This window comes from Streptomyces sp. KR80 (assembly GCF_052245555.1).
Classification (GTDB): domain Bacteria; phylum Actinomycetota; class Actinomycetes; order Streptomycetales; family Streptomycetaceae; genus Streptomyces.
The window spans coordinates 25942-47062 of the sequence record NZ_JBQQCD010000026.1; the positions used below are offsets into that span (position 1 = coordinate 25942).

The 21121-nt window shown below is 70.0% G+C and carries 15 protein-coding genes; 5 read left to right on the plus strand and 10 right to left on the minus strand.

Features of this window, described 5'->3' with window-relative positions; all coding sequences use genetic code 11:
- Positions 1-67: 67 nt before the first annotated feature.
- The 7 genes from ACTWQI_RS26725 to ACTWQI_RS26755 form a co-directional block, all read right to left on the minus strand.
- A complete protein-coding gene (locus ACTWQI_RS26725) occupies positions 68-1084 on the minus strand; it encodes a LacI family DNA-binding transcriptional regulator (protein WP_443274351.1) in 1017 nt (338 codons plus the stop codon).
- 121 nt (positions 1085-1205) lie between these two features.
- Positions 1206-2633 carry a BNR repeat-containing protein gene (locus ACTWQI_RS26730; protein ID WP_443274310.1) on the minus strand — a complete coding sequence of 476 codons (1428 nt, stop codon included), beginning with the start codon at positions 2631-2633 and terminating at the stop codon, positions 1206-1208.
- A gap of 38 nt (positions 2634-2671) precedes the next feature.
- Entirely contained in the window at positions 2672-2992 is a 321-nt protein-coding gene (locus ACTWQI_RS26735; RefSeq protein ID WP_443274311.1) for an L-rhamnose mutarotase, read from the minus strand.
- A 23-nt stretch (positions 2993-3015) separates the two neighbouring features.
- Positions 3016-4101, minus strand: a complete 1086-nt coding sequence (gene rhaS / locus ACTWQI_RS26740) for a rhamnose ABC transporter substrate-binding protein (protein WP_443274312.1) — start codon at positions 4099-4101, stop codon at positions 3016-3018.
- A gap of 51 nt (positions 4102-4152) precedes the next feature.
- Positions 4153-5142: an ABC transporter permease gene (locus ACTWQI_RS26745; protein ID WP_443274313.1), complete on the minus strand. Its 990-nt coding sequence runs from the start codon at positions 5140-5142 to the stop codon at positions 4153-4155.
- Positions 5139-6176: an ABC transporter permease gene (locus ACTWQI_RS26750; protein WP_443274314.1), complete on the minus strand. Its 1038-nt coding sequence runs from the start codon at positions 6174-6176 to the stop codon at positions 5139-5141. The genes ACTWQI_RS26745 and ACTWQI_RS26750 overlap by 4 nt, the downstream gene beginning before the upstream one ends.
- Positions 6173-7726, minus strand: coding sequence for a sugar ABC transporter ATP-binding protein (locus ACTWQI_RS26755; protein WP_443274315.1), 1554 nt, complete (start codon positions 7724-7726; stop codon positions 6173-6175). The genes ACTWQI_RS26750 and ACTWQI_RS26755 overlap by 4 nt, the downstream gene beginning before the upstream one ends.
- A gap of 223 nt (positions 7727-7949) precedes the next feature.
- Here ACTWQI_RS26755 and rhaI point away from each other — a divergent pair, with 223 nt between their 5' ends.
- From rhaI to ACTWQI_RS26770, 3 genes are read left to right on the plus strand one after another with little or no spacing between them, the layout of a single operon-like run.
- The gene (gene rhaI / locus ACTWQI_RS26760; RefSeq protein ID WP_443274316.1) at positions 7950-9110 is read left to right on the plus strand and encodes an L-rhamnose isomerase; all 1161 of its coding nucleotides are present in this window, start codon (positions 7950-7952) and stop codon (positions 9108-9110) included.
- A gap of 6 nt (positions 9111-9116) precedes the next feature.
- The gene (locus ACTWQI_RS26765) at positions 9117-11174 is read left to right on the plus strand and encodes a bifunctional aldolase/short-chain dehydrogenase (RefSeq protein ID WP_443274317.1); all 2058 of its coding nucleotides are present in this window, start codon (positions 9117-9119) and stop codon (positions 11172-11174) included.
- 57 nt (positions 11175-11231) lie between these two features.
- On the plus strand, positions 11232-12752 hold the full coding sequence (locus tag ACTWQI_RS26770; protein WP_443274318.1) for a rhamnulokinase: 1521 nt from the start codon (positions 11232-11234) through the stop codon (positions 12750-12752).
- Here ACTWQI_RS26770 and ACTWQI_RS26775 read toward each other — a convergent pair.
- The 3 genes from ACTWQI_RS26775 to xylA form a co-directional block, all read right to left on the minus strand.
- Positions 12746-13978: an ROK family transcriptional regulator gene (locus tag ACTWQI_RS26775; RefSeq protein WP_443274319.1), complete on the minus strand. Its 1233-nt coding sequence runs from the start codon at positions 13976-13978 to the stop codon at positions 12746-12748. The two genes, ACTWQI_RS26770 and ACTWQI_RS26775, sit on opposite strands and share 7 nt — an antisense overlap.
- 172 nt (positions 13979-14150) lie before the next feature.
- Entirely contained in the window at positions 14151-15590 is a 1440-nt protein-coding gene (xylB, locus tag ACTWQI_RS26780) for a xylulokinase (protein WP_443274320.1), read from the minus strand.
- A 16-nt stretch (positions 15591-15606) separates the two neighbouring features.
- Complete coding sequence (gene xylA / locus ACTWQI_RS26785) at positions 15607-16764, minus strand: xylose isomerase (protein WP_443274352.1); 1158 nt, start codon at positions 16762-16764, stop codon at positions 15607-15609.
- A gap of 304 nt (positions 16765-17068) precedes the next feature.
- Here xylA and ACTWQI_RS26790 point away from each other — a divergent pair, with 304 nt between their 5' ends.
- Together ACTWQI_RS26790 and ACTWQI_RS26795 are read left to right on the plus strand one after the other, a co-directional pair.
- The gene (locus ACTWQI_RS26790; protein WP_443274321.1) at positions 17069-18388 is read left to right on the plus strand and encodes a jacalin-like lectin; all 1320 of its coding nucleotides are present in this window, start codon (positions 17069-17071) and stop codon (positions 18386-18388) included.
- Positions 18389-18515: 127 nt separating this feature from the next.
- On the plus strand, positions 18516-21116 hold the full coding sequence (locus ACTWQI_RS26795) for an alpha-L-arabinofuranosidase C-terminal domain-containing protein (RefSeq protein ID WP_443274322.1): 2601 nt from the start codon (positions 18516-18518) through the stop codon (positions 21114-21116).
- Positions 21117-21121: the final 5 nt, after the last annotated feature.

The window sequence follows — 21121 nt, forward strand, 5'->3', positions numbered from 1 at the left end:
GAAGCAGGCGCTCGTCGTCGGAGTGCCCGCCGGCGAGGGCGGACTGTGGTGGCCTCCTGCGGCGGGCTCAGCCGCGCGGGCGGGACAGCGTCGAGCCCCGGACGACGAGCTCCGGCTGGAGCACGATGCGCTGGTGCTCGTGCTCCCCCGCCCGCTCCCCCGTCTCCTCGATCAGCAACTCCGCCGCCGTACGGCCCATGCGGAACGCCGGCTGGCGCACCGAGGTCAACGGCACCGCCGCCGCGGCGGCGAACTCGATGTCGTCGTAGCCGACCAGGGCCATCTCCTCCGGGACGCGGACCCCCGCGCCGTACAGCGTCTGCAGCACCCCGAGGGCGAGGAGGTCGTTGGCACAGAACACCGCCGTCGGGCGCGGCGACATGCCCAGCAGCCGCGCCCCCGCGTCCCGCCCGGCTGCCACGTCCAGCCGCTCGGTCTCCACATGCCGCAACCGTCCCGCCGGCAGACCCGCGTCCTCCAGCGCCCGCAGCGCCCCCGTCCGCCGGTCCTGGCACTGGGCGAGATGCATGGGGCCGCTGATGTACGTCACGCTGTCATGGCCGCATTCCACCAGGTGCCGTACGGCCAACATGCCGCCGGTGACGTCGTCGACCGACACCGAGCACCCCTCGCCACTGGGGACCACGCGATCCACGACGACGTACGGGATGCCCTGCCGGCGGAAGCCCTCCAGATTCCGGCCCGTGGTGTCGGCAGGCGTGATGAGCACGCCGCGCACGCGCTGCTCCGCGAAGAGGGAGAGATAGTCCGCCTCCTCGCTCGGGCTCTGCGCGCTGTTGCACAGCATCACGCCGAGACCGGCCGCACGGGCAGCCCGCTCCGCCCCCGTGGCCACGTCCACGAAGAACGGGTTCGCCATGTCGAGCACCAACAGCGCGATGATCCGGCTCCGGCCCGCCCGCAGCTGCCGCGCCATCTCACTGCGCACATACCCCAGCCGCTCGATCACTCCGAGGACCCGCTCACGGGTCTCCTCAGCGACCATCTCCGGGCGGTTGATGACGTTCGACACCGTGCCGACCGACACCCCGGCCTCGCGTGCGACGTCCTTGATGCCCACCATGCCTGTCACGAGCTCCGACCATCCGCCTTCCCTCGGCCCCGTGCGCGGCCGCGGCCTCATGCTACGCAGGTCGACTGCCGTACACCGGGCCGAGGCTGCTGCTCGGCCGCCCGGCTTCCGATCACTTGGGCAGGGCGAAGTCGACAACGCGGATCGGCGAGGGCGTCGTACCGCTGGACTTCTGCTGGTACATGAAGGACAGCACGCCGTCCTGGGCGAGCCGGGTGTCGTCGACGACGACCTCGCCGAAGGCGTTCAGGCCGCTGCCGTCGAAGAGCAGTTTCCAGTCGGTGTAGCCCGAGGCCTTGGACGCCCCCGCGATCCTCCCGTACGGCATGACGGCGTAGGCGTTGTCGTACCTGTCGAAGGCGAGGTGCGTGCGCTGGCTGGAGTTCAGCGGCACCGGGATCTCGGTCTTCCGCCAGACGCCGGTCGTCGCGTCCTTGCGGACGTGGAAGGCGCGGCCGTTCGCCGTGCGGTCGCGCACGTAGTCGGTGGTGCACTGCCCGAATCGGCCGGGGACGTAGCTGATGACGGCGTGCGGGCGGCCGGCGGAGTCGGTGGCCTGGCTCTCCTGGTTCATCAGGGAGTGGTCGGGGTTCAGCGGGTCGACGACGAGGCCGGTGTCGTTGACGGAGACCCGGTCGGAGCCTCCGGTGGTGCCGACGACGGTGCCGGCGGCGTTGCGCCAGGTGCGGCCGCGGTCGGTCGAGTAGACGTAGCCGGTGTCGTGGTTGGTGAGACCCCCGCTGCTGCACATCACGGCGGCGTTCTGCTCGCGCCACGTGAAGAAGGCGTGCAGCCTGCCGTCGGCGCTGTAGTCGATGCCGTGTAGGTACATGTTGCGGGAGCTGCTGGAGCCGTGCTCGCTGGTGTACGTGCCGGTGGAGCTGGTCCACTCGCCGAGCGCCGTCCACCTCCTGCCGTCGTACTCGGCGAGGGCGTTGCGGCCGTTGCCGGATCCGGCGACACGGTAGCTGAGCTGGAGCCTCCCCTCCGGGGTGGAGATGAACTGCGGGTAGGTGAACTGCCAGGTGAGGGTGAGGCCGTCGAGGGTGGTCTGCACGGCGCCGAACTCGCTCGCGGTCCATGCCCGTCCGCCGGGGTCGTCGAGCAGTCCGGCAGCCGACCTCACGTAGAAGAAGCCGTCACTGTGCGAGTCCATGTTGATGTGCAGACGCCCGTCGAGCTTCGACACACCCATGGAGATCACGTTGTGGGAGTCGTTGTAGCGCAGCTTGTGGGGAAGCTTGACGGTCCGCCAGTCCGACGAGCCCAGTGCCCGACGGGCGATGACCGCGCTGCGGTCCGCGGTGTACCAGGCCGCGTACTGGTGCCCCTTGTAGGTGAGCAGTCCGTTCTTCTGGAACGAGCCGTTGTTGACCAGGCCGTTGTATGACACGAAGTACAGGGCCCGGGAGTCGAGCCGGGTGTCGGCGATCCTGCTGACCGCCGGGGTGGGGTCGGCCGCCTGCGCGGCGGTGCCGGACAGGGATACGGCGGAGAGCAGGGCGGTTGCCAGTACCACGCGGGTCGGGGGTCGTCTCATGGGAGGTCTCCGGGTGTGTCAGTGGGTTCAGTGGTCTCCTAGGCGAGGTGGAACACTTCGGTGAGCGGTTTCATCGCCTCGTCAGGCCGCTCGCCGTCGAGCGCCTCGAAGAAGTCCGCCATCTCGGCCTGCCAGCGGGAGTTGACCTCGGTGGCGGCCATGGCGGCCTGGGCCTTCGCGAAGTCCTCGGTCTCCAGGTAGCCGACGAGCAGTCCGTCCTCGCGCAGGAAGAGCGAGTAGTTGTGCCAGCCGGTGGCTGAGAGGGCTTCGAGCATGTCGGGCCAGACCGCCGCGTGCCGTTCGCGGTACTCGTCGAGCCGGTCCTGGCGGACCTTCAGTAGAAAGCAGACGCGCTGCATGTCCTCGTACCGCCTGTCCTGTCTCAGAAGTCGAACTCGTCGATGTTCTTCCTGTCGAAGACGGTTGGCGGGCCGAGGATGATCTCGCCGTCCTTGCCGATCTCGTACTCGCCGAGCTTCCCGGCCGTGAACTTCTCGCCCTCGGCACCGGTGATCTGTCCGGAGGCCAGGGCTGCGGCGGCGTACGCGCCGAGGTAGCCGAGCTTCTTCGGGTCCCACAACGAGAACTGCTCGACCGTGCCGTCCTTCACGTACTTGCGCATCTGGTTGGGCGTTCCCAGACCGCCTATGACGACCTTCCCCTTGTAGGAGGAGGAGCTGATGTAGCGCGCAGCGGCGGCGATGCCGACCGTAGTGGGCGAGATGATGCCCTTCAGCTTCGGATACGCCTTGAGCAGGCCCTGAGTCTCCTGAAAGGACTTCTGGTCGTCGTCGTCACCGTAGGCGACCTTGACCAGCGTCATGTCCTTGTACTTGGGCTTCTTCAGCTCGTCCTTCATGAACTCGATCCAGGTGTTCTGGTTGGTCGCGTTCTGGGTGGCCGAGAGGATCGCGATCTCGCCCTTGTGGTCGAGCTGCTCGGCGATGTGCCGCACCTGGCTGCGGCCGATCTCCTCGGAGCCGGCCTGGTTGATGAAGAGCTGACGGCAGTCCTTCGCGGTGTCGGAGTCGTAGGCGACGACCTTGATGTCCTGCTTCATTGCGGTCTTCAGCGGGGTGCACACCGCGTTCGGGTCGTTGGCCGCGATGAGGATGGCGTCCTGGCGCTGCTGGATCAGGCTGTTGATGTACGAGACCTGGGAAGAGGCGCTGGCGTCGGAGGGCCCGACCTCCTTGCCGGTGCCGCCGAACTCCTTGGTCGTCTCGATGCCCGCGTCGTCGACGATCTTCTCGTACGGGTTGTTGATCTGCTTGGGCAGGAAGGCGAGCTTCAGTCCTTTCTTCAGTTCGGCGTCCGGGTTGGCGGTGGCCTTCCCCGCGGCCCCCTGGGTGTCGGACCTGGCGGAGTCCTTGGTGGTGCCCGAGCAACCGCCCACGGTGACGGCGAGGGCGCAGACGGCCGCGGACGCGGCGAGGGAGCCGCGGCGTGTGCGGGAGTGCAGGTGCATGAGGGGACAGCCTTTCAGGACGTACGGGTACGAAAAGGTGAGGGCCGGGGGCTAGGGGGCGGTGGCGGCCGCGGCCCGCCGGTGCCGGCGTTCGGAGATCACGGAGACGAGCCGCGGGGTCAGCACGGAGGCGATCAGCAACAGTCCCGTAACCACCACCTGGATCTCGCTGGAGACGTCGTTGAGGGTGAGCAGATTGCGCAGCAGCCCGATGAGCAGCACCCCGGCGACCGCGCCGCCGAGGGTGCCCTTGCCACCGTCGAAGTGGATGCCGCCGAGCAGTACCGAGGCGATGACGACGAGTTCGAGGCCAAGGCCGTTGTCGGCGCGGGCACTTCCGTACCGCAGCGTGTAGACGATGCCGGCGAATGAGGCGAACACACCGGAGACCAGGAAGAGCACCAGCTTGATCCGCTTGACCCGGATCCCTACGAAGTACGCGGCGTCCTCCTGCGCGCCGATGGCGAACAGCGACCGTCCGAAGCCGGTGCAGTGCAGCACGACGGCAGTGATCGCGGCGAGCACGACGAACAGCGCGACCGGGTACGGGACGAATGTCCCGGGCACGGTCGTGGTGTGCGTCGCCCACTGGGCATACGACTCGGGGAAGTCGGCGACGGCCTCGGTGCCGAGCACCACGGAGGCCAGGCCCCGGAAGAGGGCGAGAGTGCCGATGGTGACGGCGAGGGAGGGCAGTCCGACCCGGGTGACCAGCCAGCCGTTGAGCAGTCCGCCCAGCGCGCCGACCAGCAGACAGACCGGCACGATCATCTCGAAGGCCCAGCCCGCGTTCCACAGCGCGCCCGCGAGCGCGCTGGACAGACCCAGCATCGAGGCGACGGAGAGATCGACCTGACCTGCGACGACCAGGAGGGTCATCGGCAGGGCGATGAGGGCTACTTCGGCGATGTCGTTGAAGGCGGCGGAGAGATTGGCGGTGTCCGCGAAGCCCTCGGTGGTGCCGGTCCCGACGAGGAAGACGGAGACCAGCAGGACACCGACGATGCTGTCCCAGCGCAGGAGCGTGGTGAGTGCGGTCATCGCCTGCTCCTCTTCCTCAGGGCGTGCGTGGTGCGGATCTGCACGATGCGATCGGCGGAGATGGCGAGGATCAGCAGGGCACCGGTGATGGCCTGCTCCCAGAAGGGGTCCACCTTGAGGACGACCAGAGCGCCGGAGATGGTGGTGAGCAGCAGGGCGCCGAGCGCCGCGCCGGACACCGAGCCGGTGCCGCCGGTGATGGCGACTCCGCCGACGACCACCGCGCTGACCACGGTGAGTTCCCAGCCGCTCGCCGCGTTGGCGACGACGGTGCCGAAGCGCGCCAGCCAGAGGGCGCCGGCGAGACCGGCGACGGCGCCGGAGAACACATAGGCCGCCAGCACGCGGCGGCGGATGGGGATGCCGGCCAGCCGTGCGGCCTCGGGGCTGGATCCGATGGCATACAGCTCACGGCCACTGCGGTAGGTCCGAAGGAAGTAGGCGGTGGCGGCGAGCACCGTGACCGAGATCAGCGGCAGGTAGGGAATGCCGAGGACGCTGCCGCTGCCCAGTGAGAGCACGGAGTCGGGCAGGTGCACCGCGTTGATCTGGCCGCCGTGCGCCAGGGCGTAGTCGACGCCCTGGACGACATACAGCATGCCGAGCGTGACGACGAGCGCGGGCACCTTGCCAAGGCTGACGAGGGCCCCGCTCACCAGGCCGCACACGGCGCCGATGCCAATGCCGAGGAGCATCACGGTGAGCGGTCCGTCGTCGGTGCCGGAGACGAAGTCTCCGAGGGTGAACGCGGTGAGGCCGACGACCGAGCCCACCGACAGGTCGATGTGGCGGGTCACCACGACGACGGACTGTCCGACGGCGAGCAGCACCAGGATCGAGGAGTTGAGCAGGAGGTCCTTGGTGCCCTGGCTGTCGAGGAAGGAGGGGTTGGCGATCCAGGTGCCGAAGACGAGCAGCACCAGCGCGCCGCCGATGCTGATCTCCCGGGCCCGGAAGACGGCGTCGACGAGAGCGCGGGCATCGCTCCGCTCCGGGGCGAGCGCGGCGGGGGGCTTGTCCAACGCTGTCGTCATGCCGCCACGGCCGTTCCGCCCAGGCCGGTAGCGGCGGCCATCACGGACTCCTCGGTGGCCTCCGCGCGCGGGATCTCGGCGACCAGCCGACCCTCGTGCATGACGAGGACGCGGTCGGCCATGCCGAGGACTTCGGGGAGGTCGGAGGAGACCATGAGCACGGCGAGGCCTTCGGCGGCGAGGGAGGACAGCAACCGGTGCACTTCGGCCTTGGTGCCGACGTCGATGCCGCGGGTGGGCTCGTCGACGATGAGCACCGCCGGCTCCGTGGCCAGCCACTTTCCGAGCACGACCTTCTGCTGGTTGCCGCCGGAGAGCATCCCCACGCTGTCGGAGAGCTTGTCGTACTTGAGCCGGAGCCTGGCCGCCCAGTCGGCGGCCCGCCCGCGCTCGAGGGCGCGGCGCACCAGACCCCCCTTGCCCAGCCTGTTCAGGCCGGTGAGGCCGATGTTGCGCTCGATGGACATCTCCATGACCAGTCCGCGCTGGCGTCGGTCCTCGGGGACGAGCGCGATGCCGGCGTCCATGGCGGCAGTTGGCGAGCCGGCGGGCAGAGCCTTGCCGCCCACGTGCACCTCGCCCGCGTCTGCCCGGTCCACTCCGAAGACGGCCTGGACAACCTCGCTGCGTCCGGCGCCGACAAGCCCCGCGAGAGCGACGATCTCGCCCCGGTGTACGTCGAACGAGATGTCGCGGAAGACGCCCTCGCGGGTGAGACGACGCACGGACAGGGCGGTGTCGCCGAGGGTCGTGCACTGCTTGGGGTAGAGGGCGTCGAGGTCGCGGCCCACCATGCGGCGGACGACGTCGTCCTCGGTGAGGCCGGCCAGCGGTTCGGAGGCCACCAGGCAGCCGTCCCGCAGGGTGGTGACGCGCGTGCAGAGCCCGAAGATCTCCTCGAGCCGGTGGGAGATGAACAGTACGGCCGCTCCCGCCGCGCGCAGGCCCTCGACGACCGAGAAGAGCCGGGCGGTCTCACTTCCTGTGAGGGCGGCCGTGGGCTCGTCCATGACGAGCACGCGGGCGGAGGTACGAGGCCCCTCGGCGGTGGCCGGGTGGGAGAGCGCCTTGGCGATCTCGACGATCTGCTGGTCGGCGATGGAGAGTCCGCGGGCGGGCCGGTCGGGGTCGAGGGCGACGCCGAGCCGGTCCATGAGGTCGGCGGTCGCGGTGTGCGCGGCACGGCGGTCGATGCGGCCGAGGGAGCGGCGGGGCTGACGGCCCATGAAGAGGTTCTCCGCGACGGAGAGGTCGGGGAAGAGGGTCGGTTCCTGGTGGATGACGGCGATGCCAGCGGCCCGGGCGTCGGCGGGGCTGTTGAAGACCGCCGGTTGGCCGTCGAGCAGGATCTGGCCTGAGTCGGGCAGATGCACGCCGGCGAGCACCTTGATGAGGGTGGACTTGCCCGCGCCGTTCTCCCCGGCGAGCGCGTGGATCTCGCTGGGGAGCAATTGCAGGGAGACGGCCCGCAGCGCCCGTACGGCGCCGAAGGACTTGAACACGTCCCTGAGCTCCAGGACGGGGGCCGTGCCCGTGTCGGACTGCTTCATCAGCTTCCCTGAAAGGTTTCAAGTGATTTCACGGAAGCTAAACGCGCCGGGGCCGGAGCGTCAATGGGCGCCGCAAGAGAAGTTAGGTTCGTCGTCCCCCACCTATGCCTTGACACGCCCGAGGAGCCATCCTAGTTTCCGAGGAATGAAACGATTCATGCGACTGCCCGTCCGCCTCGTGCGACGCGCGGCCACCACGCTCGACCCACGGGAGCACTGATCCATGACCGCGGTCTCCGCCGTGAAGGCAGCACTCAGGAGCCAGGCCCTCGAGACTCCCTCGTGGGCGTACGGCAACTCCGGTACCCGGTTCAAGGTGTTCGCCCAGCCCGGCGTGCCTCGCACACCCCGCGAGAAGCTCGACGACGCGGCCCGCGTCCACGCCCACACGGGTGCCGCCCCGGCCGTCGCCCTGCACATCCCCTGGGACCGGGTGGACGACTACCCGGCGCTGGCCGCCTACGCCCGCGAACTCGGTCTGCGGATCGGCGCGATCAACGCCAACGTCTTCCAGGACGACGACTACCGGCTCGGCTCGGTCACCCACCCCGATCCCGCCGTGCGCCGCAAGGCGTTGGACCATCTGCTGGAGTGCGTCGACATCATGGACGTCACCGGCTCCCGCGACCTCAAGCTGTGGTTCGCCGACGGCACCAACTACCCGGGCCAGGACGACCTCCACCTCCGCCAGGACCGGCTCGCGGACGCCCTCGCCGCGGTGTACGAGCGGCTGGGCGAGGGGCAGCGGATGCTCCTGGAGTACAAGCTCTTCGAGCCGGCCTTCTACGCGACCGACGTCCCGGACTGGGGCACGGCGTACGCACACTGCCTGAAGCTGGGCGACCAGGCCCAGGTGGTGGTGGACACCGGCCACCACGCGCCCGGCACCAACATCGAGTTCATCGTCGCGCTGCTGCTGCGCGAGCGCAGGCTGGGCGGCTTCGACTTCAACTCCCGCTTCTACGCGGACGACGATCTGATGGCCGGCGCGGCGGATCCGTTCCAACTCTTCCGCATCATGTACGAGGTCGTCCGTGGCGGTGGCCTGTCCCCGGACACCGCCTTCATGCTCGACCAGTGCCACAACATCGAGCCGAAGATACCGGCGATCATCCGCTCGGTGATGAATGTGCAGGAGGCCACGGCCAAGGCGCTGCTCGTCGACGGCGACGCCCTGTCGGCGGCCCAGCGGGAGGGGGATGTGCTCGGCGCCAATGCCGCACTGATGGACGCGTACGCCACGGACGTACGGCCGCTACTCGCCGAGGTCCGCAGCGATCTGGGCATCGACCCGGATCCGCTCGGCGCGTACCAACGCTCCGGCTGGGCGGACAAGATCCGCTCGGAGCGGGTGGGCGGCACGCAAGCCGGGTGGGGGGCCTGACCCGACATGGCGCAGCACCCGCAGATCGATCAACTGCTCGCTCGGTCGCACCGGCTCGGGGCGGACCCGCGCAACACCAACTTCGCGGGCGGCAACACCTCCGCCAAGGGCACGGACACCGATCCGGTGACGGGTCGTGAGATCGAGCTGATGTGGGTCAAGGGCTCGGGCGGGGACCTCGGGACGCTGCGGCCCAGCGGGCTCGCTGTGCTGCGGCTGGACCGGCTGCGCGCGCTCACCGACGTCTACCTGGGCGTGGAGCGCGAGGACGAGATGGTCGCGGCCCTCGACTACTGCCTGCACGGCAAGGGATGGCTCCCGGGGGAAGGCGGCACAGCCCCGTCCATCGACACCGCGATGCACGGCCTCGTGGCCGCCGCCCACGTCGACCACCTCCACCCCGACTCGGGCATTGCCCTCGCCTGTGCGGCGGACGGAGCGGCGCTGACCAAGGAGTGCTTCGGCGACCGTGTCGCGTGGGTGCCGTGGCGGCGCCCCGGATTCCAGCTGGGCCTGGACATCGCGGCCGTCAAGGCCGCCAACCCGGAGGCGGTCGGCTGCGTCCTCGGCGGACACGGCATCACCGCCTGGGGCGACACGTCCGATGAGTGCGAGGGCAACTCACTGCACATCATCCGCACCGCTGAGCGGTTCATCGCCGAACGCGGCAGGGCGGAGCCGTTCGGCCCGGTGCTCGAGGGGTACGAGCCGCTGCCGGAGGCCGCGAGGCGGGCCCGCGCCGCCGCGCTGGCCCCGCTGATCCGCGGTCTGGCCTCCACTGACCGCCCGCAGGTCGGCCACTTCACGGACGCCGAGGCCGTACTGGACTTCCTCTCCCGAAGGGAGCATCCCCGTCTTGCCGCGCTCGGCACTTCCTGCCCCGATCACTTCCTGCGGACGAAGGTCAGGCCACTGGTGCTGGACCTGCCCGCGAACGCGCCCCTGAAGGAGGCGGCGGCCCGGCTGAAGGAGCTGCACACCGTCTACCGCGAGGACTACCGCGCGTACTACGAGCGCCACGCGACCTCCGACTCCCCCGCGATGCGTGGCGCCGACCCGGCGATCGTGCTGGTGCCCGGCATCGGCATGTTCAGCTTCGGCAAGGACAAGCAGACGGCGCGCGTGGCGGGCGAGTTCTACCTCAACGCGATCGGCGTGATGCGTGGGGCTGAGGCCGTCTCCTCGTACGCGCCCATCGAGGAGGCGGAGAAGTTCCGCATCGAGTACTGGGAGCTGGAGGAGGCCAAGCTCCGCCGGATGCCGGCACCGAAGCCGCTCGCCACGCGTGTCGCGCTGGTCACGGGTGCAGGCTCGGGCATCGGCAGGGCCATCGCGCACCGACTGGCGGCCGAGGGCGCTTGCGTGGTCGTCGCCGACGTGAACGCGGAGGGTGCCGCGGCCGTGGCCGGTGAACTCGGCGGCCCGGACCGGACGGTCGCGGTGACCATGGACGTCACGTCCGGGGAGCAGATCGCCGCCGCGTTCACGGAGGCGGCGCTCGCCTTCGGCGGCGTCGACCTGGTGGTCAACAACGCGGGCATTTCCATCTCCAAGCCCCTGCTGGAGACCACGGCCGACGACTGGGACCGGCAGCACCGCATCATGGCGCGCGGCTCCTTCCTCGTCTCTCGGGAGGCCACTCGCGTCATGACGGCCCAGGGCATGGGCGGCGACATCGTCTACATCGCCTCCAAGAACGGTGTGTTCGCGGGCCCGAACAACATCGCGTACGGGGCGGCGAAGGCCGACCAAGCGCACCAGGTACGGCTGCTGGCGGCCGAGCTGGGCGAGCACGGCATCCGCGTCAACGGCGTCAACCCCGACGGCGTCGTCCGCGGCTCCGGCATCTTCGCGGGAGGGTGGGGGGCGCAGCGGGCCGCGGTGTACGGCGTACGGGAGGAGGAACTGGGCGAGTTCTACGCCCGGCGCACCCTGCTGGGGCGCGAGGTGCTCCCCCAGCATGTCGCCAACGCGGTGTTCGCCTTGACCGGCGGGGATCTGAGCCACACGACGGGGCTGCACATTCCCGTCGACGCCGGCGTCGCAGCGGCCTTCCTGCGCTGACACGCGTGCTCACGCGTCGCGTTGTGGGTGCCCACACCCTTGTGAGGACGGACGAACATGTCACCAACCGACCCCCTCCCCTTCGCCGCCGTCGACCTCGGCGCGTCCAGTGGGCGCGTCATGGTCGGGCGCGCCGGGCAGCGAACCCTCGTCCTGGAAGAGGTCCACCGGTTCCCGAACACGCCCGTGCGCGTGGGCCCCACCCTGCACTGGGACATCCTCGCGCTGTACCGGGGAGTGCTCGACGGGCTGCGTGCCGCGGGGCGCGCAGCCGGGAGTCGGCTCGCGAGCGTCGGTATCGACGCGTGGGCCGTCGACTACGGCCTGCTCGACGCCAGCGGCGCGCTCATCGGCAACCCCGTCCACTACCGGGACGCCCGTACGCAGGGCGCCCCCGCCGAGGTCGCGGACGCCCTGACGCCTGCAGAGCTTTACGCGGCCACCGGCCTGCAGTATCTGCCGTTCAACACCGTCTACCAGCTCATCGCCGCCCGGGGTACGCCCGCCCTCGCCGCGGGTCACCGGCTGCTGCTGATCCCGGACCTTGTCTCCTACTGGCTGACAGGCGAAGCCGGGACCGAGCTCACCAACGCCTCCACCACCCAGCTCGTCGACCCGCGCACCCGCAACTGGGCACGTCAGGTCGCGGACGCCCTGGGTATCGACCTGTCGCTCTTCCCGTCACTGCGCCGTCCCGGGGACCCGGCGGGGACGCTTCTTCTCGCCGTACTGGAGGAGACTGGGCTGACCGGGCCCGTGCCGGTGACCGCCGTGGGCTCGCACGACACGGCCTCCGCCGTCGTGGCGGTCCCGGCGTCCGGGGAGCGGTTCGCGTACATCGCCACCGGCACGTGGTCGCTGGCCGGTCTGGAGCTCGACGCCCCGGTCCTGACCGAGGACAGCCGCCGCGCCAACTTCACCAACGAGCTGGGCGTGGACGGCACCGTCCGCTACCTGCGCAACATCATGGGCCTGTGGCTGCTCCAGGAGTGCCTGTGCGCTTGGGAGTCCGCGGGCCGTCCGCAGCCGCTCGACGGGCTGCTGGCGCGGGCCGCGGCCGCAACGCCGCTGCGCTCGGTCGTCGATACGGGCGACCCTGCGTTCCTCGCGCCCGGACGAATGCCGGAGCGAATCGCCGAGGCCTGCCGCCGCACCGGCCAGCCCGTGCCGCGCGACCCGGCCGAGACGACCCGCTGCGTGCTGGACTCCCTGGCCCTGGGCCACCGCTGCGCGGTCGCCGACGCACAGCGGCTGTCCGGCCGTACGGTCGACACCGTGCACGTCGTCGGCGGCGGCGCGCGCAACGAGCTGCTGTGCCAACTCACCGCCGACGCCTGCGGACTGCCCGTGGTGGCGGGTCCCGCGGAAGCCGCGGCGCTCGGGAACGTACTGGTGCAGGCCCGTACGGCCGGGGCGGTGCGCGGCGGATTGGCCCGGCTCCGCGCCCTGCTGCGGGAGACGCAGGCGCTGCGGCGCCATGAGCCGAGGGGCGATCATGCCGCATGGGACCGGGCGGAGGCCCGGATCGCGGGAGCACGCGGCGGCCGAGGAGTTGACGTGCTCAAAGCGTCTCAGTAAGTCGGCGGGCGCAGTCCGGGGTTGGCGATCACTCGCTGGACGACGACGCCGGCAGCGCCACGCACCGCGGCTTCGCCGGCCAGGCGGGAAACCTCGACGGTGACCTTCGACCAGGGGTTCGCGATGGCGCGCTCACGCAGCTGGCGCTCGACCGGCTCTCGCAGCCAGGGGGCGAGCGTGGCGTACAGGCCTCCCAGTACCACGGTCGCCGGGTCCACCACGTTGACCAGTGACGACACGGCGATGCCGAGGTACTTGCCGGCCTCCCTGATCGCGCGGCCCGCGTTGGCTTCGCCTCGCTGCGCCCGGGCCACGAGTTCGGCGATGGATCCCTCGGGTTGTCCGATGGCGGTGGCGGCCGCGGTGCTCAGGCCCGCGGCGCGCAGGATCGCCTCCTGTCCGGAGACCTGTTCCAGGCAGCCGCGCGCGCCGCACGCGCAGCGTGGGCCGCGTGGCTGGACGGCCACGTGCCCCAGTTCGCCAGCGAATCCGTGCGCGCCGCGGAACAGTTGCCCGCCGACGACGAGGCCTGCCCCGACCCCGATTTCGCCGGACACATGGACGAAGTCACCCCACTCCCGGCCGCCGCCGAACCACAGCTCGCCGAGCGCGGCCAGGTTGGCCTCATTGTCGACGTGGATCTGTAGGTCGGGGCGGCCGAGCAGCCGGCGGAGCGTGTCGACGACGGGCACGTCGGACCACCCGAGGTTGGGCGCGCGCCGGAGGAGACCTCGTTCGGGATCGGTAAGTCCGGGTACGGCGACGGCGAGGCCCAGCACGTCCCATCCGTGTTCGTCCGCGGCGGCGAACGCTTCCTGCGTCAGGCTCGTCGCGCGCCCGAGCACCACGTCCGGGTCCGAGCCGCGGCTGTCCCCCCGGCACACCTTCTGCATGCGGATCTCGCCGGCCAGGTTCTGCACCGCGATCGCGACGTAGTCGACGTTGATCTCCAAGCCGATACCGACGGGACCATCGGGGTTGAGCGCGAGGGGGCGGCTCGGGCGGCCGGTGTGAGCCCGCAGCTGCGCACCGAGTTCCGCGGTCAGTCCGCTTTTGATCAGTTCGTCGATGAGCGCGGAGACAGTTGCCTTGGTCAGGCCGCTGGCCGTGGCGATCTGGGCACGCGAGACCGGGCCGTGCTCGGCGACGTACCGCATGACGAGCGCGAGATTGTGCCGACGCATCGACTGCTGTCGCACGGGGGCCAGCGCGGTGCCATCAACCATCTGTGCAACCACTCCTATCGTGCGAGCGCACCCGCGGAAGCCCAGCATCGCAGGTCATGAATGCGTTCGGGGGACCACCGCCGGTGCCTGGACGCCCGCGGTTTCTCGTATCGGTCCACCGACGTACCGGGGTGCCCGCGCATACGGGGGCGGCGGTACGCGCAGGTGGCCCTCACGCGTCGAGCAATGGACGAGAACGGTCGAGGACTGCGGCGATCCGGTACAGCGTCTCGTCGTCGCGCGCTACTGGATCGTGCACCGCCCCGCGGGTCGTGTGCCAACCCTGTGCGATCTCCGTTGCGGGCTCGCCCGTCAGGCAGCTCGCCGCCTGGGCTGCGGCGCCGAGGGCGACCAGTTCTCGCTGGTCGGGGACCAGCGCGGCGCGGCCGGACAGGCGTCGCACGACGTCCTGCCAAGCTGCGCCACGTGATCCACCGCCGATGAGGAGGAGTGGGGCCGCGGGATCGACCCCACTACCCACCTCGGACACCCGTTCCAGTGCGTCGAGCAGAGCGTAGACGGCGCCCTCGTACGCGGCTCGTAGGATCTGGCCCGCAGTGGTGTCGTGGCGCACGCCGGTCAGCAGGCCGGAGGCGCGCGGCAGGTTCGGGGTGCGTTCACCGTCGAGGAACGGCAGGACGACCAGGTTGCCGCCGGGTTCGGTGTCCTCGCGGGACACGCCGAGCAGCGCCGCCACCCGGTCAACGGCCAGGGTGCAGTTAAGCGTGCAGGCCAGGGGCAGGTACCGGCCGGTGGCGTCAGCGAAGCCGGCGACGACGCCGGTCGGGTCGCCGGGCCGACGCGTGGACACCGCGAATGCCGTGCCGGAGGTTCCCAGGCTCAGCACAGGCTGCCCCGGGGTGAGGCCGAGGCCGAGGGCAGCGGCCATGTTGTCGCCGGTACCCGCCGCAACCACGCAGGCCTCGCGCAGGCCCAGGTCGTTCGCTGCCGGGCGACGGGTCGTGCCGACGGGCTGGTCCGCGGGACACACCTCGGGAAGCAGGGCCGGGTCGAGCTCCAGCAGCGGCAGGTCGAGCACCCGGGGTTCGTAGGCGCCGGCGGAGGTGGCGTACCAACCGGTACCCGAGGCGTCGCCGCGGTCGGTGACCGCGCGTCCCGCCAGGCGCTCGGTGAGGAAGTCGTGCGGCAGCCGGACCGCCGACGTCGCAGCCGCGTGGTGCGGTTCGGCCCGGCGCAGCCATGCCCACTTCGTGGCGGTGATGGCGGCCACCGGTACGGTGCCGGTGCACGCCGCCCACTCGGCGGGGCCGCCGAGGGCGTCGATGAGCAGCGTGGCCTCTGGTGCTGATCGGGTGTCATTCCACAGCAGCGCGGGGCGGACCGGGCGGCCGGCCCGGTCGAGGGTGACAAGGCCGTGCTGCTGCCCGGCGACCGCGATTGCCGCCACCTGGCGGGCGAACCCGGTCTGCGCGAGCGCGTCGCGCAGCGCGCGCCACCACGCCTCGGGGTCGGTCTGCCGTGCGCCGTCGGTACCTTCCACTGGGTGGCGCGCGAGCCCGGACGCGAGCACAGTCCCGTCATCGACGTCCACCACGAGTACCTTCGTGGACTGAGTGGAGCTGTCCACCCCCGCGACAATCCGCTGGCTCATGGGCGGTCCTGGTCCCTCACCGGACCCCGAGCAGCAGTTCCATCACGAGCTGGTCGAGCCGCTCGTTGTGGTAGCCGCGATCCGCCAGGACGTCCGGATCGAACTCGGTGGCCTTCAGTTTCTCTGCTGCCTCGCGCGTGTGACCGCCGACGGTCGGGGTCGCCAGGTCGGACGCCCCGGCCGCGCTCAGCGCGGCCTGGATGTCCCCATCGACGGCAAAACGCCGAGCCTTGTCCGCCAGGATCAGATAGGTGCGCATGCAGCCGGCCGCGAACTCCCATACGTCCTCGCCGGCGTCGGTCCGGTACGGCCGGGCGTCGAAGTGCCGCGGGCCCTGGTACCCGGCCTCCTCCAGCAGCTTCACCAGGAAGAACGCGTCCTTGACCTCCTCGGACCCGAACCGCAGGTCCTGGTCGTAGCGGCCGGGCTTCTGGGCGTTGAGGTCGATGTGGAACAGCTTGCCGGCCCACAGCGCCTGCGCCACCCCGTGATAGAAGCTCAGGCCGGCCATGGTCTCGTGCGCGACCTCGGGGTTGACCCCCACCATCGCCGGCTGGTCCAGCGTTTCGATGAAGGCGAGCATGTGGCCGATCGTGGGCAGGAACGTGTCGCCGCGCGGCTCGTTCGGCTTCGGCTCCAACGCGAACCGCATCGGGTATTCGCGGTCACGGACGTACCCGCAGAGGAAGTCGATCGCCTCCCGGTACCGGTCCAGGGCCTCGCACGCGGGCTTGGCGGCCATCGCCTCCACGCCCTCGCGGCCGCCCCAGAACACGTACGTGGGCGCGCCGAACTCGGCGGCGAGGTCGATCGAACGCATCACCTTGGCCAGCGCATACCGCCGGATCTCCGGGTCGTTCGCGGTGAATGCCCCTTCCTTGAAGACCGGGTGGGTGAACAGGTTCGTGGTACCCATCGAGACCACGACCCCCGTCGCGTCCAGCGCCTTCCTGAAGCCGGTCAGCCGCTGCTGACGTTCCGCCGCACTCAGTCCGGGTGGCAGCAGGTCGTCGTCATGGAAGCTGACGCCCCACACGCCCAGGTCACCGAGACGGCGCACGATCTCGCCCGGTTCCAGCGGCGGACGCACGGGGGCCCCGAACGGGTCTGTTCCCGGGTGGCCCACCGTCCAGAGTCCGAAGGCAAAGCGGTGCTGGGGGCCGGGCGCGAGCACGTTACTCACTCGAACTCCTCAGTTCGTTCGGTCAGGAGAACCAAGTCCTTGACTATCGGATCCAGCGTGGGACGCAAGGCGCACGTCTGCGGTTGTGATACTTAGCAGTTGAGAGTGCGTTAGGCCAGTGAATAAACTAACCATTGCAACGAGGGCTCTCAATCCCTAAGTTGCTTCGCATCACGAGCGCCTCGCCCCACAGGGCCGACCCAGCACTCCAAACTCCCGCTTCGCGTCGGCACGACTGCTCCGACGCCCCCCGCTGTTGGCATGTTCTGACAGACCTCTCGAGGAGTCCCCCACCATGCGAAGACTCATCGGCGTCATAGCCGCCGGCGCGATAGCGCTGACCGGCCTCACCGCCTCGGGTGCGACATCCGCCGCCGCGGACGACACCTCCGGCACCTTCAATGTGCTCACGTACAACATCGCCGGACTCCCGCTCGGACTCGGCGACAGCGACCCCGAGAAGAACACCCCGCTGATCGGCCAGCGCCTCGGTGCCTACGACATCGTCAACGTCCAGGAGGACTTCAACTACCACGCCTCGCTGTACGCCAACGACCGCCACACCCACCGCACCGCCACCAGCGGCGGCGCCGGCTTCGGCGACGGGCTGAACACCCTGTCCGACTACGTCTTCGACGACTCCCAGCGGGTCCGCTGGAACGACTGCACGGGTACCAACTGCCTCACCCCAAAGGGCTTCACCCTGGCTCGGGTCCGCCTCGCCGAAGGCGTTCTCGTCGACCTGTACAACGTCCACACCAACGCCGACTCCGACGACGCGGCTCTGGCAGCCCGGCGCGCCAACATCGAGCAGCTGTCGGACTTCATCCAGGCCAACAGCAGCGGCAACGCCGTCATCGTCATGGGTGACACCAACACCCGCTACACGCGCACCGGGGACAACATCCGCACCCTCGTCAGCGAGAACGGACTCACCGACGCCTGGGTGCAGCTGGTCCGCGGCGGCTCCGCTCCCCCGGCCGGCAGCGAGGCGCTGCTCTGCGACAGGGCCGCCCCCACCAACACCTGCGAGGTCGTCGACAAGGTCTTCTACCGCTCGGGCCCGCTGGTGAACCTCACCGCTACCCGCTACAACAACGACTGGCAGAAGTTCCTCGACTCCGACGGCAAGCACCTGTCGGACCACTTCCCGCACACCGTCGACTTCAGCTGGTCCCTGCCGTCGAACCGCCGCGCCAGCGACACGTTCGGGGGCCCGCACGGCACCGCCTTCAACGACGCCGACAACCTCCCGGCCAGGCCCCAGGGACGCACACTCACTCTGCGCGGCGGCTCCCGCCTGGACGCCGTCTCCCTCGCCTTGGACGGCGGTACGGTGCTCAGCCACGGCCGTACGGGCGGCACCCCTGTCTCCCTCACCCTGGCGGCCGGCGAACACCTCACCTCGGTCACGCTGACCCAGGGCAAGAAGGACGGCCACACCAGGATCTTCTCCGCCGCCTTCACCACCAGCACAGGCCGCACCCTCTCGGCCGGCAGCGCCACCTCGGACACGGTGACCTACACCGCGCCTTCCGACTGGCAGATCATCGGCTTCACCGGCCGCTCCGGCGACGAGATCGACAAACTCGGCATGATTTACGCACCGAAGTAGCCACACCACCGCGCGCGATCCGCGGGCCGCGTGTCACGGGTGTTGACGCGGCGACACGGCTGGCGCCATTCTCTCCGGGCGAAATCCCGTACCCCGTCCGGTATATCGAACACTCGAGGAGTTCGGCATGGCGACAGAGGCGACCGGATCTGCCCCGCCGAGCCGGTCACGCATACGATCGAGGCTCGTCCCCACGGTGGGGGTCCTGCTCGCCGGTGCACCGCTCATCGTGCTTCCCACCGCCACGAGCGCGCCCATGCCGGCCGCCGCCGACTACTCGCTCGCTGTCGACCCGACCCGCACCGGCCCCGCCATCGACGACACCATGTACGGCGTCTTCTACGAGGACATCAACCGCGCCGCCGACGGCGGGTTGTACGCCGAGCTCGTCCAGAACCGGTCCTTCGAGTACGACCGTGCGGACAACGCCTCGTACAAGCCATTGACCGCGTGGACCACCACCGCGACCGGCGGTGCGACGGGCGCCGCGGACGTGGTGGACGACGAGAGCCGCCTGAATGAGCGCAACCGTCGCCATCTGCGGCTGCGGCTGAACGGCGGGGGCGGCGAGGCAGCGCGGTTCGGTGTCACCAACGCCGGCTACAACTCCGGCATCGCCGTCAAGCAGGGCGAGCGATACGCCTTCTCGGTGTGGGCACGCACCGACCGGGGCTCCGGCACGCCGCTGACGGTCGGCCTGAAGGACGCCGCCGGAGGCACGCTGCTCGCGGAACCGCTGCGCATCACGGTGCGAGGGGACCGCTGGACGAAGTACTCGGGGACGCTCACCGCGCGCACCACGAGCGCGAACGGCCGCCTCGCGGTGACCGCGGGCGGTGCGGGCACGGTCCGGCTCGACATGGTCTCGCTCTTCCCTCAGGACACCTACAAGAGTCGGCCGAACGGCATGCGCAGGGACCTCGCCGAGAAGATCGCCGCACTGAAGCCGGGATTCCTGCGGTTCCCCGGCGGCTGCCTGGTCAACACCGGGAGCCACGAGGCGTACGAGGCCCCGGACTGGCAGCGGCGGCGGTCGTATCAGTGGAAGGACACCATCGGTCCGGTCGAGCAGCGGGCGACCAACGCCAACTTCTGGGGCTACAACCAGTCCTACGGCATCGGCTACTACGAGTACTTCCAGTTCGCCGAGGACATCGGCGCCATGGCGCTGCCTGTCGTGCCCGCGCTCGTCACCGGCTGCGGTGAGAACCGCGCGACCGACGACCCTGAGCTTCTCCGGCGGCACATTCAGGACACCCTCGACCTGATCGAGTTCGCAAACGGCCCCGTAACGTCGACGTGGGGCAAGAAGCGGGCGGAGATGGGCCACCCGAAGCCCTTCGGCCTGACCCATCTCGAGGTCGGCAACGAAGAGAACCTGCCCGACGAGTTCTTCAAGCGCTTCACCGAGTTCCGCAAGGCCATCGAGGCGAAGTACCCGGACATCAGGGTGATCAGCAACTCCGGGCCCGACGACAGCGGCCGGACCTTCGACCGCGCCTGGGAGCTGAACCGGCAACACAACGTCGACATGGTCGACGAGCACTACTACAACAGCCCGCAGTGGTTCCTGGAGAACAACCACCGCTACGACTCCTACGACCGCAAGGGCCCGAAGGTCTTCCTCGGCGAGTACGCCTCCCAGGACAACCGTTTCTACAACGCTCTCACCGAAGCGGCGTACATGACCGGGCTCGAGCGCAACGCCGACGTCGTCAAACTGGCGTCGTACGCTCCGCTCCTCGCCAACGTGGACTCCGTGCAATGGCGTCCCGACATGATCTGGTTCGACGGCCAGAGGTCGTGGGGCTCGACCAGCTACGAGATGCAGAAGCTGTTCATGACCAATGTCGGAGATCGGGTGGTGCCCAGCAAGGCCTCCGCCACGCCCTCCACTGTGGCTCCGATCAGCGGCGCCGTCGGCCTGTCGACCTGGGCCACCAGCGCTGCGTACGACGACGTCGAGGTCACCTCCGCGGACGGCAACGCCCGCTTCAGTGACGACTTCTCCGACGGCGACGCGCAGTGGACCAGGGCCGCCGGCCGCGGATCGTGGACGATCCAGGACGGCGCGTACGTGCAGACCGACGCCACGGCCGAGAACACTCTGGTCACCGCCGGGGACCCCGCCTGGCACGACTACGACCTGCAGGTGAAGGCGACCAAGCGCTCGGGGCGTGAGGGCTTCCTCGTCGCCTTCGGCGTCAAGGACACCGGCAACTACTACTGGTGGAACCTGGGCGGTTGGGGGAACACGCGCTCTGCCGTGGAGAAATCGGTCGGCGGCGCCAAGCAGACGATGATGGAGGACGGCACCACGATCGAGACCGGCCGTGAGTACGACCTGCGGATCCAGGTCCGCGGACGGCAGGTGACGCTGTTCCTCGACGGCAAGGAGTGGGGACGCTTCACCGACGACAAGGCCGCCGAGCCCTTCCGCCAGGTGGTGACCCGGGACGAGACCACAGGTGATCTCATCGTGAAGGTCGTCAACGCTCAGGACACGGCTGCCCGTACGCGCGTCGACCTGGGTCCGGAGGCCGACGTCGCGCCGGTCGCCCGGCTGACCACGCTCCAGGGGGATCCCGATGCGGTCAACACCCCCACCTCACAGCCGATCCGCCCCCGCCGGTCGACGTTCGACGGCGTCGCCGACACCTTCACCTACACCTTCCCGGCCAACTCGGTCACCTTCATGCGCATCAAGGACCGGTCGCCGAAGTCGTGAACGGG

Excerpts from the sequence above, each read along its gene's own strand:
- ACTWQI_RS26725 (WP_443274351.1), bottom strand. The coding sequence starts at position 1,084 with ATGGTGGGCATCAAGGACGTCGCACGCGAGGCCGGGGTGTCGGTCGGC.
- ACTWQI_RS26730 (WP_443274310.1), bottom strand. The coding sequence starts at position 2,633 with ATGAGACGACCCCCGACCCGCGTGGTACTGGCAACCGCCCTGCTCTCC.
- ACTWQI_RS26735 (WP_443274311.1), bottom strand. The coding sequence starts at position 2,992 with ATGCAGCGCGTCTGCTTTCTACTGAAGGTCCGCCAGGACCGGCTCGAC.
- rhaS (WP_443274312.1), bottom strand. The coding sequence starts at position 4,101 with ATGCACCTGCACTCCCGCACACGCCGCGGCTCCCTCGCCGCGTCCGCG.
- ACTWQI_RS26745 (WP_443274313.1), bottom strand. The coding sequence starts at position 5,142 with ATGACCGCACTCACCACGCTCCTGCGCTGGGACAGCATCGTCGGTGTC.
- ACTWQI_RS26750 (WP_443274314.1), bottom strand. The coding sequence starts at position 6,176 with ATGACGACAGCGTTGGACAAGCCCCCCGCCGCGCTCGCCCCGGAGCGG.
- ACTWQI_RS26755 (WP_443274315.1), bottom strand. The coding sequence starts at position 7,726 with ATGAAGCAGTCCGACACGGGCACGGCCCCCGTCCTGGAGCTCAGGGAC.
- rhaI (WP_443274316.1), top strand. The coding sequence starts at position 7,950 with ATGACCGCGGTCTCCGCCGTGAAGGCAGCACTCAGGAGCCAGGCCCTC.
- ACTWQI_RS26765 (WP_443274317.1), top strand. The coding sequence starts at position 9,117 with ATGGCGCAGCACCCGCAGATCGATCAACTGCTCGCTCGGTCGCACCGG.
- ACTWQI_RS26770 (WP_443274318.1), top strand. The coding sequence starts at position 11,232 with ATGTCACCAACCGACCCCCTCCCCTTCGCCGCCGTCGACCTCGGCGCG.
- ACTWQI_RS26775 (WP_443274319.1), bottom strand. The coding sequence starts at position 13,978 with ATGGTTGATGGCACCGCGCTGGCCCCCGTGCGACAGCAGTCGATGCGT.
- xylB (WP_443274320.1), bottom strand. The coding sequence starts at position 15,590 with ATGAGCCAGCGGATTGTCGCGGGGGTGGACAGCTCCACTCAGTCCACG.
- ACTWQI_RS26790 (WP_443274321.1), top strand. The coding sequence starts at position 17,069 with ATGCGAAGACTCATCGGCGTCATAGCCGCCGGCGCGATAGCGCTGACC.
- ACTWQI_RS26795 (WP_443274322.1), top strand. The coding sequence starts at position 18,516 with ATGGCGACAGAGGCGACCGGATCTGCCCCGCCGAGCCGGTCACGCATA.